The 13,351-nt window shown below is 71.4% G+C and carries 10 protein-coding genes, 1 tRNA gene and 1 pseudogene; 5 read left to right on the top strand and 7 right to left on the bottom strand.

Annotated elements, in window-relative coordinates:
- Positions 1-186 precede the first annotated feature (186 nt).
- Positions 187-259 (bottom strand) — tRNA-Thr (locus OG524_RS20425).
- A 158-nt stretch (positions 260-417) separates the two neighbouring features.
- On the opposite strand from OG524_RS20425, the pseudogene OG524_RS20420 reads away from it, so the two are divergent.
- The 5 genes and pseudogenes from OG524_RS20420 to OG524_RS20400 form a co-directional block, all read left to right on the top strand.
- Positions 418-636 (top strand): annotated as a pseudogene (locus OG524_RS20420) (helix-turn-helix domain-containing protein); the annotation flags it as partial.
- Between the two features lie 86 nt (positions 637-722).
- On the top strand, positions 723-1,469 hold the full coding sequence (locus tag OG524_RS20415; RefSeq protein ID WP_405811441.1) for an RNA-guided endonuclease InsQ/TnpB family protein: 747 nt from the start codon (positions 723-725) through the stop codon (positions 1,467-1,469).
- Between the two features lie 336 nt (positions 1,470-1,805).
- The gene (locus OG524_RS20410) at positions 1,806-2,942 is read left to right on the top strand and encodes an ABC transporter ATP-binding protein (protein ID WP_405389416.1); all 1,137 of its coding nucleotides are present in this window, start codon (positions 1,806-1,808) and stop codon (positions 2,940-2,942) included.
- Between the two features lie 233 nt (positions 2,943-3,175).
- On the top strand, positions 3,176-3,595 hold the full coding sequence (locus tag OG524_RS20405) for a hypothetical protein (protein WP_405389417.1): 420 nt from the start codon (positions 3,176-3,178) through the stop codon (positions 3,593-3,595).
- Positions 3,596-3,628: 33 nt separating this feature from the next.
- Positions 3,629-4,348 (top strand): NDP-sugar synthase, encoded by a 720-nt coding sequence (locus tag OG524_RS20400; RefSeq protein ID WP_405811438.1) that lies wholly within the window; start codon positions 3,629-3,631, stop codon positions 4,346-4,348.
- Positions 4,349-4,448: 100 nt separating this feature from the next.
- Here the strand turns inward: OG524_RS20400 and OG524_RS20395 are convergent, their stop codons facing one another.
- The 6 genes from OG524_RS20395 to OG524_RS20370 form a co-directional block, all read right to left on the bottom strand.
- Positions 4,449-6,047, bottom strand: a complete 1,599-nt coding sequence (locus OG524_RS20395) for a DoxX family membrane protein (protein WP_405811437.1) — start codon at positions 6,045-6,047, stop codon at positions 4,449-4,451.
- A gap of 260 nt (positions 6,048-6,307) precedes the next feature.
- On the bottom strand, positions 6,308-7,264 hold the full coding sequence (gene rlmB, locus OG524_RS20390; RefSeq protein WP_405389420.1) for a 23S rRNA (guanosine(2251)-2'-O)-methyltransferase RlmB: 957 nt from the start codon (positions 7,262-7,264) through the stop codon (positions 6,308-6,310).
- Between the two features lie 120 nt (positions 7,265-7,384).
- Positions 7,385-8,785, bottom strand: a complete 1,401-nt coding sequence (gene cysS / locus OG524_RS20385; protein WP_405389421.1) for a cysteine--tRNA ligase — start codon at positions 8,783-8,785, stop codon at positions 7,385-7,387.
- Between the two features lie 60 nt (positions 8,786-8,845).
- Complete coding sequence (locus OG524_RS20380) at positions 8,846-10,099, bottom strand: MFS transporter (protein ID WP_405389423.1); 1,254 nt, start codon at positions 10,097-10,099, stop codon at positions 8,846-8,848.
- The gene (locus OG524_RS20375; protein WP_405811434.1) at positions 10,096-11,808 is read right to left on the bottom strand and encodes an ABC transporter permease subunit; all 1,713 of its coding nucleotides are present in this window, start codon (positions 11,806-11,808) and stop codon (positions 10,096-10,098) included. The genes OG524_RS20380 and OG524_RS20375 overlap by 4 nt, the downstream gene beginning before the upstream one ends.
- A 4-nt stretch (positions 11,809-11,812) precedes the next feature.
- Positions 11,813-13,321: an ABC transporter substrate-binding protein gene (locus OG524_RS20370; RefSeq protein WP_405811432.1), complete on the bottom strand. Its 1,509-nt coding sequence runs from the start codon at positions 13,319-13,321 to the stop codon at positions 11,813-11,815.
- Positions 13,322-13,351: the final 30 nt, after the last annotated feature.

Raw genomic sequence — 13,351 nt, 5'->3', positions numbered from 1 at the left:
ACGTCGATCCCGTACTCCTGCACCAATGCCTCCAGACCGCCCGGATAGCCCCCGCCCGTCTCCACATTCCCCGCACTTGTCTTACAGGCAGGGAAACGTGTGTCCCGGGAGTGGGTGATCTGGGGCAATGCCGCGGTTCGGGCAACAAAAAAAACCAGGCCAGCATGGCGCTGACCTGGTGTTTTGAGCCGCCTGTCGGAATCGAACCGACGACCTGGAGCTTACAAGGCACCCGCTCTGCCAACTGAGCTAAGGCGGCACAGCGCACGCCAAAATCCGCGCGCGCAGGGCCTCACTCTACACAGCGGCTCGTACACCGCTCCACGAAGTTTCGCCGCCACCGTGACCATCCGACCACCCGTGCGTTAAGAGGACTGACGTACTGATCCGCATATCGGACAGCCGGGGGGAGCGGGTATGACTGGCACGGCGGACCAGCCGTTACGGGTGACGGGCGAAGAGGCCAAGCGCATCAAGCGCGACGCTCTGGGCATCGCCGACCGTATGAGACACCACGGCCGCGCGTCGACCGCCCTGAAGAGCCGTGCCAAAGAGCCCGGCACCCAGCAGCGCGTGTACCGCTACCGCTTCTATCCGACTCCGTCGCAGGCCGAGCAGCTGAAGAAGACCTTCGGGGCCTGCCGCCGGGTCTATAACGAAGGTCTCGCCCTGCGGGCCGGCGCCTGGGAGCGGCATCGGGTGTCGGTGGGGTTCGCCGAGTCGTGCCGGGCGTTGACGGGGTGGCGGCAGGCGCCGGAGACGGGCTGGCTGGCTGGCTGGCTGGCTGGCTGCGTGAGGTTTCATCGACGGTGTTGCAGCAGTCGTTGCGGCATCTGGACGGGGCGTTCACGCGCTTCTTCAAGCAGTCGGCAAAGCATCCGCAGCGGAAGAGAAAGCACCGCTCGCGGGACTCGGCGACGTACGTGCGGACGGGCTTCCGGTGGGTGGAGAACCCGGAGCTTCCGGGTACGGGGCGGGTGACGCTGGCGAAGCAGTCGGTGCCGCTCGACATGCGGTGGTCGCGGCCGCTACCGGCGGGCGGGGATCCGGTGAAGCTGTCCGTGACGCGGGACCAGGCTGGGCGGTATTTCGTCTCGTTGCTGGTCGAGGAGCGGATCCAGCCCTTGCCTCCCGTGTTCCTGCCGGGCGGAAGCGAGCCGAAGGCGGTGGGAATCGATCTGGGTCTGGCGGCGCTGGTGACGCTGGACGACGGGACGAAGGTGGATCACCCGCGGCTGTTGCGGAAGTACGCGAAGGAGCTGGCGCGGTTGCAGCGAGGGCTGCACCGGAAGAAGAAGGGGTCGGCGAACCGGGGAAAGGCCCGGGAGCGTATCGCTCGGCTGTATGCGCTGATCAGCGATGTGCGCAGGGACATGCTGGACCAGTTGACCACCCACCTCGTGCGCGAGAACCACGTACTCGTGGTGGAAGATCTGGCCATCATGAATGACGTGCTGCTGGCTGCGTGAAGAAGTGCGGTACGGACCGACGGGCCGTCGGCCGTGATGCCTGTGGAGCCCATGTAAGACCGACCGGGTGCGCCCCGCAGGGGAGCACCCGGTCGGCAGAGGGTGCTGAAGCAGGAAGTGCCGTAGGTGGCGCACGGACCAAAAATCCGGAGCTCTGCCCGCAGACTGCACATGGTCAAAAGTTCGCTGCTCTGCCGAGACAATTTCGTTCCCATCGGACTGCTGACAGATCGGAAATCGCCAGGTAGCGTCACACCAGGCCCACTCAAGTGGACCAGACCACTCCCTTACTCGGATCGTCCGGCACGTTCCTGCCGGTGGAGGAGAAGAATCGTCATGGCCAGTGTCACGTTCGACAAGGCGTCCCGCGTCTACCCCGGCTCCACGAAGCCGGCCGTGGACCAGCTCGAGATCGACATCGAAGACGGTGAGTTCCTCGTCCTCGTCGGTCCTTCCGGTTGTGGCAAGTCGACCTCCCTGCGCATGCTCGCGGGTCTCGAGGACGTCAACGGCGGCGCGATACGCATCGGTGACCGCGACGTCACGCACCTGCCGCCGAAGGACCGGGACATCGCCATGGTGTTCCAGAACTACGCGCTCTACCCGCACATGTCCGTCGCGGACAACATGGGCTTCGCCCTGAAGATCGCCGGGATCAACAAGACGGAGATCCGGGCGAAGGTCGAAGAGGCCGCCAAGATGCTGGACCTCACCGACTACCTGGACCGGAAGCCGAAGGCGCTCTCCGGTGGTCAGCGTCAGCGTGTGGCGATGGGCCGCGCGATCGTGCGTGAGCCGCAGGTCTTCCTCATGGACGAGCCGCTGTCGAACCTCGACGCCAAGCTCCGTGTGTCGACGCGTACGCAGATCGCCTCCCTGCAGCGCCGCCTCGGCATCACCACCGTGTACGTCACCCACGACCAGGTCGAGGCCCTCACCATGGGTGACCGGGTCGCGGTCCTCAAGGACGGTCTGCTCCAGCAGGTCGACTCGCCGCGCAACATGTACGACCGCCCGGCGAACCTCTTCGTGGCCGGCTTCATCGGCTCCCCTGCGATGAACCTCATCGAGGTCCCGATCACCGACGGTGGTGTGAAGTTCGGCAACAGCGTCGTCCCGGTCTCCCGTGCGGCGCTCTCCGCCGCCGCCGACCGCGGTGACCGCACCGTCACGGTCGGCATCCGTCCCGAGCACTTCGACATCGTCGAGCACGGCGGCGCCGCCGCGCAGACCCTCACCAAGGGTTCCGCCGACGCCCCGGCCGGTCTCGCCGTCTCCGTCAACGTCGTCGAGGAGCTCGGCGCCGACGGCTTCGTCTACGGTGCCGCGCAGGTCGGTGGCGAGCACAAGGACCTGGTCGTCCGCGTCGGCGGCCGTGCCGTTCCGGAGAAGGGCACGGAGCTGCACGTCGTGCCGCGCCCGGACGAGCTGCACGTCTTCGCGACGTCGACCGGTGAGCGCCTCACCGACTGACGTCGTCCCCGCTGTAACGACGGCCCCCGCACCTCGACGCGAGTCGAGGTGCGGGGGCCGTTCGCATGCCGCGTGGTGGATAGGGGTTTCGGATCGGCCGACGCCAAATACCCCGGCACTTCGGTCAATTCACTCCGGCACGTCAACCCGTGATTCGAAAAGACTCCTCGAACCATCCCCCGCAAGGGTGACGAAATGTCGCCCATTCATCACTGACCGCTACGCTCGCCTGCGTGACCCACACCGCGCGCCGAATCGGCCGAACCCTCGCTCTCGTACTGCCCGTCGTCATGGTCCTCTCCGGGACCCTCGCGGTCACCCGCGTGTCGTGGTCGGCGCACAACACGGAGTCGCAGTTGCTGACCGCGGCCTCCGAGACCACCGTGTCCAAGCGCGCCAAGACGCCGCGCGCCCCGCAGGACGTCCTGCGTGACAAGCTCCTCGTGGAGATGAGGGAGAAGGACCCGGGCGTCGCGCTCACCGAGCTGCAGCGCACCGTCGAGGCGCGTCCGTCGATGGCCCGGCACTGCATGTCGATCGCGAAGGCGCTGGGCAAGGCCGCCGTCGACCAGTACGGACCGACGCGCGCGCACCGTTTCTCCCGCCCGGTCTGCGACACGTCGTTCGCCTCGGGCGTGGCGCAGTTCAGCTGATCCCCTACCCGGGCACGGCATATCGTGCCTGGCATGCATACGTATCCGACGCAGGCCGTGATCCTGGCGGGTGGCCAGGGTTCACGGCTGCGCCCGTACACCGATGACCGTCCCAAGCCGATGGTCGAGATCCCGGGAACCGGGACCCCGATCATCGGCCATCAGCTTGCCTGGCTGGCCGCCGAGGGTGTCACCGACGCCGTGATCTCGTGCGGCCATCTTGCCGATGTGCTGCGGGACTGGCTTGACTCGGCCGATCTCCCGCTGCGCGTCACGACCGTCGTCGAGACCGAGCCGCTGGGCCGGGGCGGCGGTCTGAAGCATGCCGCGACGCGGCTGCCGGATCCGTCGGAGCCCTGGTACGCGACCAACGGCGACATCTGGACGCGCTTCTCGCTGCGGGAGATGGCCGCGTTCCACGCCGAGCGGGACGCCACAGCGACGCTCGCGCTGGCCCGTCCGCGGATTCCGTGGGGTGCGGTGGAGACGGACGCGTTCGGGCACATCACGGACTTCATCGAGTCGCCCCCTTCGCCGTATCTGATCAACGCGGGGGTGTACGTCTTCGCGCCCCGGTTCACGGCGCTGCTGCCGGACATCGGTGACCATGAGCGGACGACGTTCCCGCAGCTGGCCCGGGAGCGCAGGCTGGCCGGGTTCCCGTTGCCGCACGGGGCGTACTGGCGGGCGATCGACACCGCGAAGGACCTCACGGAGGCGGCCAGGGAGCTGGGCGCCCAGCAGGGCTCCTGAAGCTCCTGAAGGCCGCGCACGACCATCGCGAGCCCGTATGTGACACGGCGAGGGCGGCCACCGGATGCCGGTGGCCGCCCTCGCCGTGTCGGGTGCGGTGTCAGCCGAGCAGGCCGCCGATGGGGTTCTGGCCGGCGCCGCCGGTGGAGCCGCCGTCGGTGGACCCGCCGTCCGAACCTCCGTCCGAACCGCCGGAGCTGGTGCCACCGGAGGAGGTGGGGCCCGCGCTGCTGGTCGGGGGCTCCTGCGGGGTCGTCTCCTGCGGGGGCTCCTGGCCGGCGCCCTGGGTCTGACTGGGCTGCCCGGTGCTCGCCCCGGTGGCCTGGCCGGATTCGCGGACGGCCTCGGAGCCCGGGGTGGATTCCCTGGCCGACGGGGTGCTCGGGGCACTGGACGGGGCCGCTTCGGGACGGCGCTGCTCCGGGGAGCGGGACGGCTTGTCCCTGCGGGTGGTCTCGTCGGGGAGCGGGGATCCCGGTAGTTGGTTGGTGGGGTTGCCGTCGGGACCGGGCACGGTGACGACCTCGGTGGACCGCACGGCGCCGCCGATCATGGAGCCGACGAGCAGGGTCAGCCCGACCACGACGGTCGCGACGACCGTGCCGCGGCGCAGGACGCGGCGGCGGAGGTCCCAGATCGCCGAACGCGGGCCGAGCCTGCGCCAGGCCTCGCCCGCGAGGCGCCCGTCCACCGAGTAGACGGGGGCGCCGGCGATGACGAGCGGGCTCCAGGCGGCCAGGAAGATGATGTCGGGCGCGTCGTACGCGGCGACGCTGCGCCAGCTGACCGTGACGAGGAGGGCCGCGGAGAGCAGTGCGCCGAAGACGGCGGCGACGCGCTGCCAGAGGCCGAGAACGGTGAGGACACCGACGACGACCTGGAGGAAGGCGACGGAGAGTCCTGATCCGACGGGGTGGGTGAGGGCGAAGTCGCGCAGCGGCTCGGCGAAGGGCCAGGGGTGCAGCGAGGTCATCCACTTGACCATGGAGCCGCGGTCGCCGCCGTCGAAGTAGACGGGGTCGGAGAGCTTGCCCATGCCGGCGTAGATGGAGATGAAGCCGAGGAAGACGCGCAGCGGGAGGAGGACGACGCCGAGGTTCATGCGGCGGCCGGGGAAGTAGGCGTGCCGGACGTTGTCGCCGGCGTGGCGCCGTTCCCCGGCGGTGGTGTCGTCGGGGCTCTCGTCGTACGGGTCGTGGCTCGCCGGGGGGCCGGTCTCGACGGCGTCGTAGGCGCCGACCGCCTGCCGCATGGGGGGCAGCAGCGGGCCGGTCCGGCCGGTGCGCGGTGAGATGACCACGGGGTTGGGCTGGGTCTCTTCGAGGAGCGGGATGACCTGCGTGCCGCCGCCCGTGTCGCCGCCGTAGCCGCTGCCCGCGTCGGCGCGGGGGCGGGCGTGGAGGTGGGCCGCGGTGGAGTTCCGTACGGCCTGCAGGAGTCCGGTGGCTCCGGGGTCGCCCGGCTCGGACCTGCCGCTCCATACGACGGGCGCCCGCCTGCGGCCGCCCGCGCCACTCATGGCGGGAATCCTGACCGGTCCGGCGGAGGCCACTGGGCGCAGACGTGTGCGCTGGCCCGGGGCGAGCTGCACCCGGAAGCTGGCGTGGCTGACGATGACCTGCGCGGGGTCGCTGTCCACCTTCGTCATGCTCAGGGCGGGTTGATCGTCGAACCGAGGCGTTCTGGTGTCCACACTCATCTAACCGAGTGATGTGTGATTAGGACACTGCCTTGACACGTCCGAAGTGTCCGAGACCCGTCAATAGTCTGGGACGGCCTGCGGTTCCCCGCGGATAGGCACCGGATCGGGTGCGCCGTCGGGGGCCGTGGTGTGTGGACGGGCCGCGTACGCCGGCCGGCCCGGGGGCTGTACTCCCGGGCCGGCCGTGGCGGATCGATCAGGCGCGGGGGAAAATCCCCCGGCCCGGGTCAGGCGCGGCGGCGGGCCACCTCGCTCGGTCAGGCGCGGCGGCGGGCCACCTCGTACAGGACGATGCCCGCGGCGACTCCGGCGTTCAGGGATTCGGCGCCACCGGGCATGGAGATGCGGACCCGGTAGTCGCAGGTCTCGCCGACGAGGCGGCCGAGGCCTTTGCCCTCGCTGCCGATGACGATGACGACGGGGCCGGCGAGGGCTTCGAGGTCCTCGACGGTGTGTTCGCCGTCGGCGGCGAGGCCGACGACGGTGATGCCCGCCTTCTGGTAACCCTCGAGCGCCCGGGTCAGGTTGGTGACGCGGGAGACGGGGGTGCGGGCGGCGGTGCCGGCGGAGGACTTCCAGGCTCCGGCGGTCATGCCGGCCGCGCGGCGCTCGGGTACGACCACGCCGTGGCCGCCGAAGGCGGAGACGGAGCGGACGATGGCGCCGAGGTTCCGCGGGTCGGTGACGCCGTCGAGGGCGACGATCAGCGGGTCCTCGTTGTTGTCGTACGCGGCGGCGGTGAGGTCCTCCGGGTGCGCGTACTCGTACGGCGGGACCTGGAGGACGAGGCCCTGGTGGTTCAGGCCGTTCGTCATCCGGTCGAGCTCGGGGCGCGGGGCCTCCATGAGGTGGATGTTCCCGCGCTCACCGGCGAGCTGGAGGGCCTCGCGGACCCGCTCGTCGTTGTCGATGTACTGCTGGACGTAGAGGGTGGTCGCGGGGACGCCGTCGCGCAGCGCCTCGAAGACCGGGTTGCGGCCGACGACCATCTCCGACGTGCCCTTGGCGCCACCGCGGCGCGGGGCGGGGCGGCGGGCCGCGGCCTGCTTGGCCTGGGCGCTCGCCACCCGGTTCTTCTTGTGTCCCTTGCGGGCGGAGGCGGGCGGCGTCGGTCCCTTGCCTTCGAGACCACGGCGTCGGTTACCGCCGCTGCCGACCTGCATGCCCTTCTTGTTGGACGTGCGGCGGTTCCTGCGCTGGCTGTTCCCGGCCATGACCTACCTGTTTCGTTGCTTCAGAAAAACGTGTCTCAAGTGAAAGTGTGCCGCCCGGACGGCCGGGCGGCACATTTGCGCTGCTCACGCGGGTGCTAGGGGGTTGCTGAGGGTGTCCGCTCAGCGCGGGCCGAGGGTCCACCGGGGTCCGCCGGGGCTGTCCTCGACGACGAGGCCCGACTGGTTGAGCTGGTCGCGGATGGCGTCGGCGGCGGTCCAGTCCTTGCGCTCGCGTGCCGACTGGCGCTGGTCCAGGACGAGCCGTACGAGGGTGTCGACGACGCCGTGCAGGTCCTCGCCGCGGTCGGTCTCGCCCGCCCAGTGGGCGTCGAGGGGGTCCAGGCCGAGGACGCCGAGCATGGCGCGCACCTCGGCGAGGCGTGCGACGGCGGTTTCCTTGTCGTCGGCGGCGAGGGCGGAGTTGCCCTGCCGGACGGTGGTGTGGACGACGGCGAGTGCCTGGGGGACGCCGAGGTCGTCGTCCATCGCCTCGGCGAACGCGGGCGGCACCTCGGCGGCGGGGGCGACCTCGCCGCCCGCCTTCTCGATGACGCGCTGGACGAAGCCCTCGATGCGTGCGAACGCGGACTCGGCCTCGCGCAGTGCTTCCCCGCTGTACTCGATCATGGAGCGGTAGTGCGGGGTGCCGAGGTAGTAGCGCAGGACGATGGGGCGCCACTGCTTGACCATCTCGCTGACCAGCACCGAATTGCCGAGGGACTTCGACATCTTCTCGCCGGCGAGGGTGACCCAGCCGTTGTGCACCCAGTACTTCGCGAAGTCGTCGCCGAAGGCCTTGGCCTGGGCGATCTCGTTCTCGTGGTGCGGGAAGATGAGGTCGATGCCGCCGCCGTGGATGTCGAAGGCGCTGCCGAGGTACTTGTGCGCCATCGCGGAGCACTCCAGGTGCCACCCGGGACGGCCGCGGCCCCAGGGGGTCTCCCAACTGGGCTCGCCGGGCTTGGCGGCCTTCCACATGGCGAAGTCGCGCTTGTCCCGCTTGCCGGTCTCGTTGTCGCCGGAGGGCTGCCGCAGGTCGTCGAGGTCCTGGTTGGAGAGCTCCAGATATCCCTCGTACGAGCGCACGTCGAAGTAGACGTTGCCGTCGGCCTCGTAGGCGTGGCCGCGCTCGATGAGGCCGCGCATCATCTCGACCATCTCGGTGATGTGGCCGGTGGCGCGCGGTTCGTACGTGGGCGGGAGGCAGCCCAGGGCGTCGTAGCCGTCGTTGAACGCGCGCTCGTTCTCGTAGCCGATGGACCACCAGGGGCGGTTCCGCTCGGCGGACTTCTTGATGATCTTGTCGTCGATGTCGGTGACATTCCGAATGAACGTCACGTCGTAACCGCGGTATTCGAACCAGCGGCGCATGATGTCGAAGTTCAGTCCGGACCTGATGTGCCCGATGTGGGGGGCGGCCTGGACAGTCGCGCCACAGAGGTAGATCGAGACACAGCCCGCTGTGAGCGGGACGAAGTCACGGATCTGCCGGGCGTTGGTGTCATGCAGGCGAATAGTCACCCCTCAAGGGTAGTGGGCCCGCACCAGTGCCCAGCGCCCCCTGTGGAAAACGTGTCACAACTAATCGGTGACGGTGTCCCCGGGCGCCGGTGCGCGCCCGCCGTGGGGCAGGGTCAGGGCAAGTGCGGCACCGGCGAGGGGCACTGCGGCGAGAGTTGTCCACAGGACGGGTCCCGGGGTGTCGAGGAGTGCGCCCGTGGCGGCGCTGCCCGCGAGGACGGCGAGGCCGGAGACCGAGGAGAGGGCTCCGGTGGCGAGGCCGAGCCGGTGGTCGTCGACGAGGTCGGGCACGAGTCCCCGGGCGGCGGGGATCAGCAGCATCTGGCCGACGGTGAGCAGGACGACGAGGGTCGCCGCGGGGAGCAGACCGGCGGGTCCGCCGGGTGTGAGGGGTACGGCGGCGAGTCCGGCCGCGACGACGGCGAGTCCGGTGACGAGTGCGGTGCGGGGTGCCATGCGGCGGGCCGACCAGCGGGTGAGGGGCAGCTGGACGCCCACGACGAGGAGGGAGGAGAGCGCGAAGAGTCCGCCGATCGCGCTCTGCGAACCGGTGGCGTGTTCCACCTCGACGGGCAGGGCGAGGTAGAGCTGGTTGTAGGAGACGAGATAGGTGCTGTAGGCGAGGCACAGCAGGAGGAAGGGGCGGTCGGCGAAGACGTCCCGGGGGAAACGGCCGTGTTCCGGCCTGCGGGTGGTGGTGCGGGGCCGGTGCGGCATGAGGCGGGCGTGCCCGGCCAGTACGCCGACGAAGACGAGAGCTCCGGCGATGCAGGCGGCCGTGAATCCGCCGCCCAGGAGCAGGAGGAGGGTGCCGAGCAGGGGGCCGAGGAAGGCTCCGGCCTGTCCGGAGGCGAAGAACACGGCGAGGACCTGGGCGCGCGGGGTGCCGGTTTCGGTCTCGTGTGCGACGGCTGCCCGGGCGGTCTCGGACTCGACGGCGGGTGAGAAGAGTGCGGCGGCGAAGCCGATGAGGAAGACGGCGCCGATGACGGTGGCGGTGGAGCCGGCCAGGGCGAGCCAGCAGAATCCGGCGATGCGCAGGACGCATCCGGTGAGGACGACGGGCCGGGGGCCGTAGCGGTCGGTGAGGGCGCCGCCGACGACGAAGAGGCCCTGTTGGCTGAAGGTGCGCAGTCCGAGGACGAGGCCGACGAGCCAGCCGGCCATGCCGAGTCCGTCGCCGAGGTGGGCGGCGAGGTAGGGCAGGACGGCGTAGAAGCCGATGTTGAAGGCGAACTGGGTGACGGTGAGGAGCCGGAGGTAGGGCGTGAGGCGGGCCTTGCCGGTCCGGACGCGTTCCGGGTGCGTGGTCATCGCTTCCGCCCGCCGCGTACGGCCGCCGAGGTGAGCACCGCGAGTGCGCCGAGGGCGGCGAGGGCTGCGGCGGGGGCGAGGACTGCCCAGGGGGCCCGTTCGGCATACGCCATGTTCTCCGAGAGCATGCGACCCCATTCCGGTGCCGGGGGCTGTGTTCCGAGGCCGAGGAAGCCGAGGGAGGCGAGGGCCAGCGCGATGGCGGGGACGCGCAGGACGGCGTGCCGGACGACGGGCGGTACGACGCCCGGCAGGAGGTGGCGGCGCAGCAGGTGGCCGCGTCCGGCGCCGAGGGCCACGGCGGCGGCGAGGTGCGGGGCGGCCTTCTCCTGTGCGTACAGCGCGGCGGTGTGCGCGGCGAGGGGGGCCCAGGCGACGGCGGCGACGGCGACGGCCGCGCCCCAGGGGCCGGGGCCCGCGACACCGGCGACGACGAGGCCGGCCAGGACCGCGGGCAGGGCGTTGGCGGTCTCGGTCAGGGCTCCGGCGCGGAGGAGTCCGGCGATCAGGCCCAGCAGCAGGGTGACGGCGCCGACCGCGAGGGCGGTGAGCACGGTCCGGGCGGCGCCGTGGCCCAGCCGGGCGAGGATGTCGCGGCCCAGCGAGTCGGTGCCCAGGGGGTGGGCGGCCGAGGGGGAGGCGAGGCGGGCGGCGGCGTCGACGGACAGCGGGTCGCGCAGCAGGCCCGCGACGGTGACCGTGACCAGGAGTGCGGCAAGTGCGACGGCGGTGACGGTGACGATCCGCCGTACGGGCAGGGGTGGGGCGGTGAGCGCGGGCAGGGCCCGGGCGGTGCGGGCGGGGCCGAGGAGGGCACGGGAGCCGAGCCGGGCCGCGAGTCCGGCCGCGAGTCCCAGCAGGAGCAGCAGCAGGACGCAGGCCTGGAGGACGGGCAGGTCCTGGGCGAGGGCCGCGGCGAGTGCGGTGCCGCCGAGGCCGGGGATGGCGTGGAGCGTCTCGACGGCGACGGCACCGCCGGTGAGGCCGACGACGACCAGTCCGAGTTGGGGCAGCAGGGTGGGGAGCGTACGGCGCAGGGCGTGGGCCGCGATGCGGCGCGGCGGTATGCCGCCGGCGGTGGCGGCGCGTGCCCAGGGTTCGGCGAAGGCGGCGGGCAGTGCGTCGTCCAGGAGCCGTCCGAGCAGGGCGCCGGCCGGGACGCCCATGGCGAGGGCGGGCAGGACGAGTTGTTCGGCGCGCCCCCAGCCGAGGGCGGGGAACCAGCCCAGCTGTACGGCGAGGACGGTGGCCAGGACGGCGGCCAGCAGGAATTCCGGCAGGGCGGCGAGGACGGCGGCCCCGGCACCGGCGCGGGTGGTGGCGAGTGTGCGGCGGGCTCCTCGCCGGAGTGTCGGGGCGGCGAGGGTGAGGGCGAGGAGCAGGGCGACGGCGAGGGAGACGCCCATCAGGGTCAGCGAGACGCCGAGCGCGGACGTCACATCGGGGCCCACGGGCTGCCCGGAGACCCAGGACTCCCCCAGGTCGCCCCGCAACAGTCCGCCCGCCCAGGAACCGAGCAGGTGCAGCGGGCCGCCGTCGAGCCCCGTCTCGGCGCGAATGGCGTCGAGGACCGCGGGCGTCGGCGGCCGGTCCGCGTAGCGGGCGTGCAGAATCGTGAGGGCGGGGTCGGTCCGGGTGAGCCGGGGCAGCAGGCCGATGACGGCGACGACGGCCAGGAGAGTGGCCAGCCGCGGTCCCAGGTACCGCACCCGGTCAGCCGATGCGGGTGTCGGCGGTGATGAGGGTGCGCTCCATCGGGTCGAGGGCGACGCCTTCGACGCGGGCGTCGTCGTAGCCCTGGACGAAGCGCTCGTGGACGAGCGGCACGAGGGCGTCGGCGCCGAGCACCGCGGCCTCGGCGGTCGTCTCGGCCCGGTGGCGCTCCTCGGTGCCAGCGAGGGAGGCGGCTTCGGTGACGGCGGCGTCGACGCGCGGGTCGCAGAGCTGGGAGATGTTGAAAGTGCCGTCGCAGGTGAAGTCGGAGGCGAGGTAGGAGACGGGGTCGGCGGTGTCCAGCAGTGTGTTGCGGGCCTGGATGAACGCGTCGTACCTACCGGCGAGCGCGTCGGCCTCCAGTTGCGCGTAGTCGCGGACGACCTGCTTGACGGTGAAGCCGCGCTTCTCGAGCTGCTGTTGGACGATCGTGGCGACCTCGGGGAGCTCGGGCCGGTTGGTGTAGGTGGCGAGCACGATCTCCTTCGTCTTCGCCACCTCGTCCTGTCCGGCGGCCTTCGCCCGGCTCGTGGGGGCGGTGCGGTCCTTCGCCGCCCAGGGGACACCGGGGCCGAGGAGCCCCTGCGCGGTGTCGGCCCGGCCTTCGTAGACGCCGTCGACGAGGGCCTTGGAGTCGATCGCCTCGCGGGCGGCTGCGCGCATGGCCGGGTCGGCGAAGACACCGTGCCGGGTGTTGAGCGAGAGTCCGTTGGTCCGGGCCGAGGGGAACTCGTGGACGAATCCGTCGCCGAGCAGCGACGCCTGCGAGATCGGTACGTATTCGGCGACGTCCACGGCGTCCGTTCGCAGGGCGTTGGCGCGGGCGGTCCCGTCGGCGACGAAGGTGACGTCGACGCCCGGCGACTTCGCCTTGTCGCCCCAGTAGCCGGTGTTGCGCTCCAGCGTGGCGGCGACGGCGCCCTTGACGCCGGTCAGGGTGAAGGGGCCGGTGGCGTGCCCGGCGGGGTTCACCTTGCCGCCCTGGTAGGCGCCGGCGGACAGGATCGTGAGGGAGGGGCTGGCCAGCCTCTGCGGAAGCAGCGGGTCGGCGTCCTCGGTGACGATCCGTACGGTGTCCGCGTCCGTGGCCGTCGCCCGCAGGGTGACGTCGGACAGGGCCCGGGGCAGCGGGGAGGCCTTCCCTGCGGCGGTGAGGGAGCGCACCACTGCGTCGGCGTCGACCGTCGTGCCGTCCTGGAAGTCCGCGTCGCGGAGGGTGAACGTCCAGGTGGTGGCGTTGTCCCGCTTCCAGGACGCGGCGAGCGCGGGCCGGGGGGTGCCGTTCCTGTCGAGGGTGGTGAGGCCCTCGATCACGGCGAGGCGGCTGAGGGTGACCGCGTCGTCGCCGTACGGGGACATGGCCTGGGCGGGCGGGAAGGCCATGACGACCCGGAGCCGGCCGCCGCCCTCGGAGGCCTCGCCGCCACCGCCCGAACAGGCGGCGAGAGGGAGCAGGAGGGCTGTGGCGATCACCGGCACGGGTGAACGGCGGCTTCGGAACATAGGCATGACGGAGACCCTATATGGAAACGATTATCA

It is taken from the genome of Streptomyces sp. NBC_01520, assembly GCF_045040375.1.
In the GTDB taxonomy this organism is placed as follows: domain Bacteria; phylum Actinomycetota; class Actinomycetes; order Streptomycetales; family Streptomycetaceae; genus Streptomyces.
This window is presented reverse-complemented; position numbering and strand designations above follow the sequence as displayed.

Bases quoted from the DNA above. Each gene is read 5' to 3' on its own strand.
- OG524_RS20410 (WP_405389416.1), top strand. From the start codon at position 1,806: ATGGCCAGTGTCACGTTCGACAAGGCGTCCCGCGTCTACCCCGGCTCC.
- OG524_RS20400 (WP_405811438.1), top strand. From the start codon at position 3,629: ATGCATACGTATCCGACGCAGGCCGTGATCCTGGCGGGTGGCCAGGGT.
- OG524_RS20395 (WP_405811437.1), bottom strand. From the start codon at position 6,047: ATGAGTGTGGACACCAGAACGCCTCGGTTCGACGATCAACCCGCCCTG.
- rlmB (WP_405389420.1), bottom strand. From the start codon at position 7,264: ATGGCCGGGAACAGCCAGCGCAGGAACCGCCGCACGTCCAACAAGAAG.
- OG524_RS20380 (WP_405389423.1), bottom strand. From the start codon at position 10,099: ATGACCACGCACCCGGAACGCGTCCGGACCGGCAAGGCCCGCCTCACG.
- OG524_RS20370 (WP_405811432.1), bottom strand. From the start codon at position 13,321: ATGCCTATGTTCCGAAGCCGCCGTTCACCCGTGCCGGTGATCGCCACA.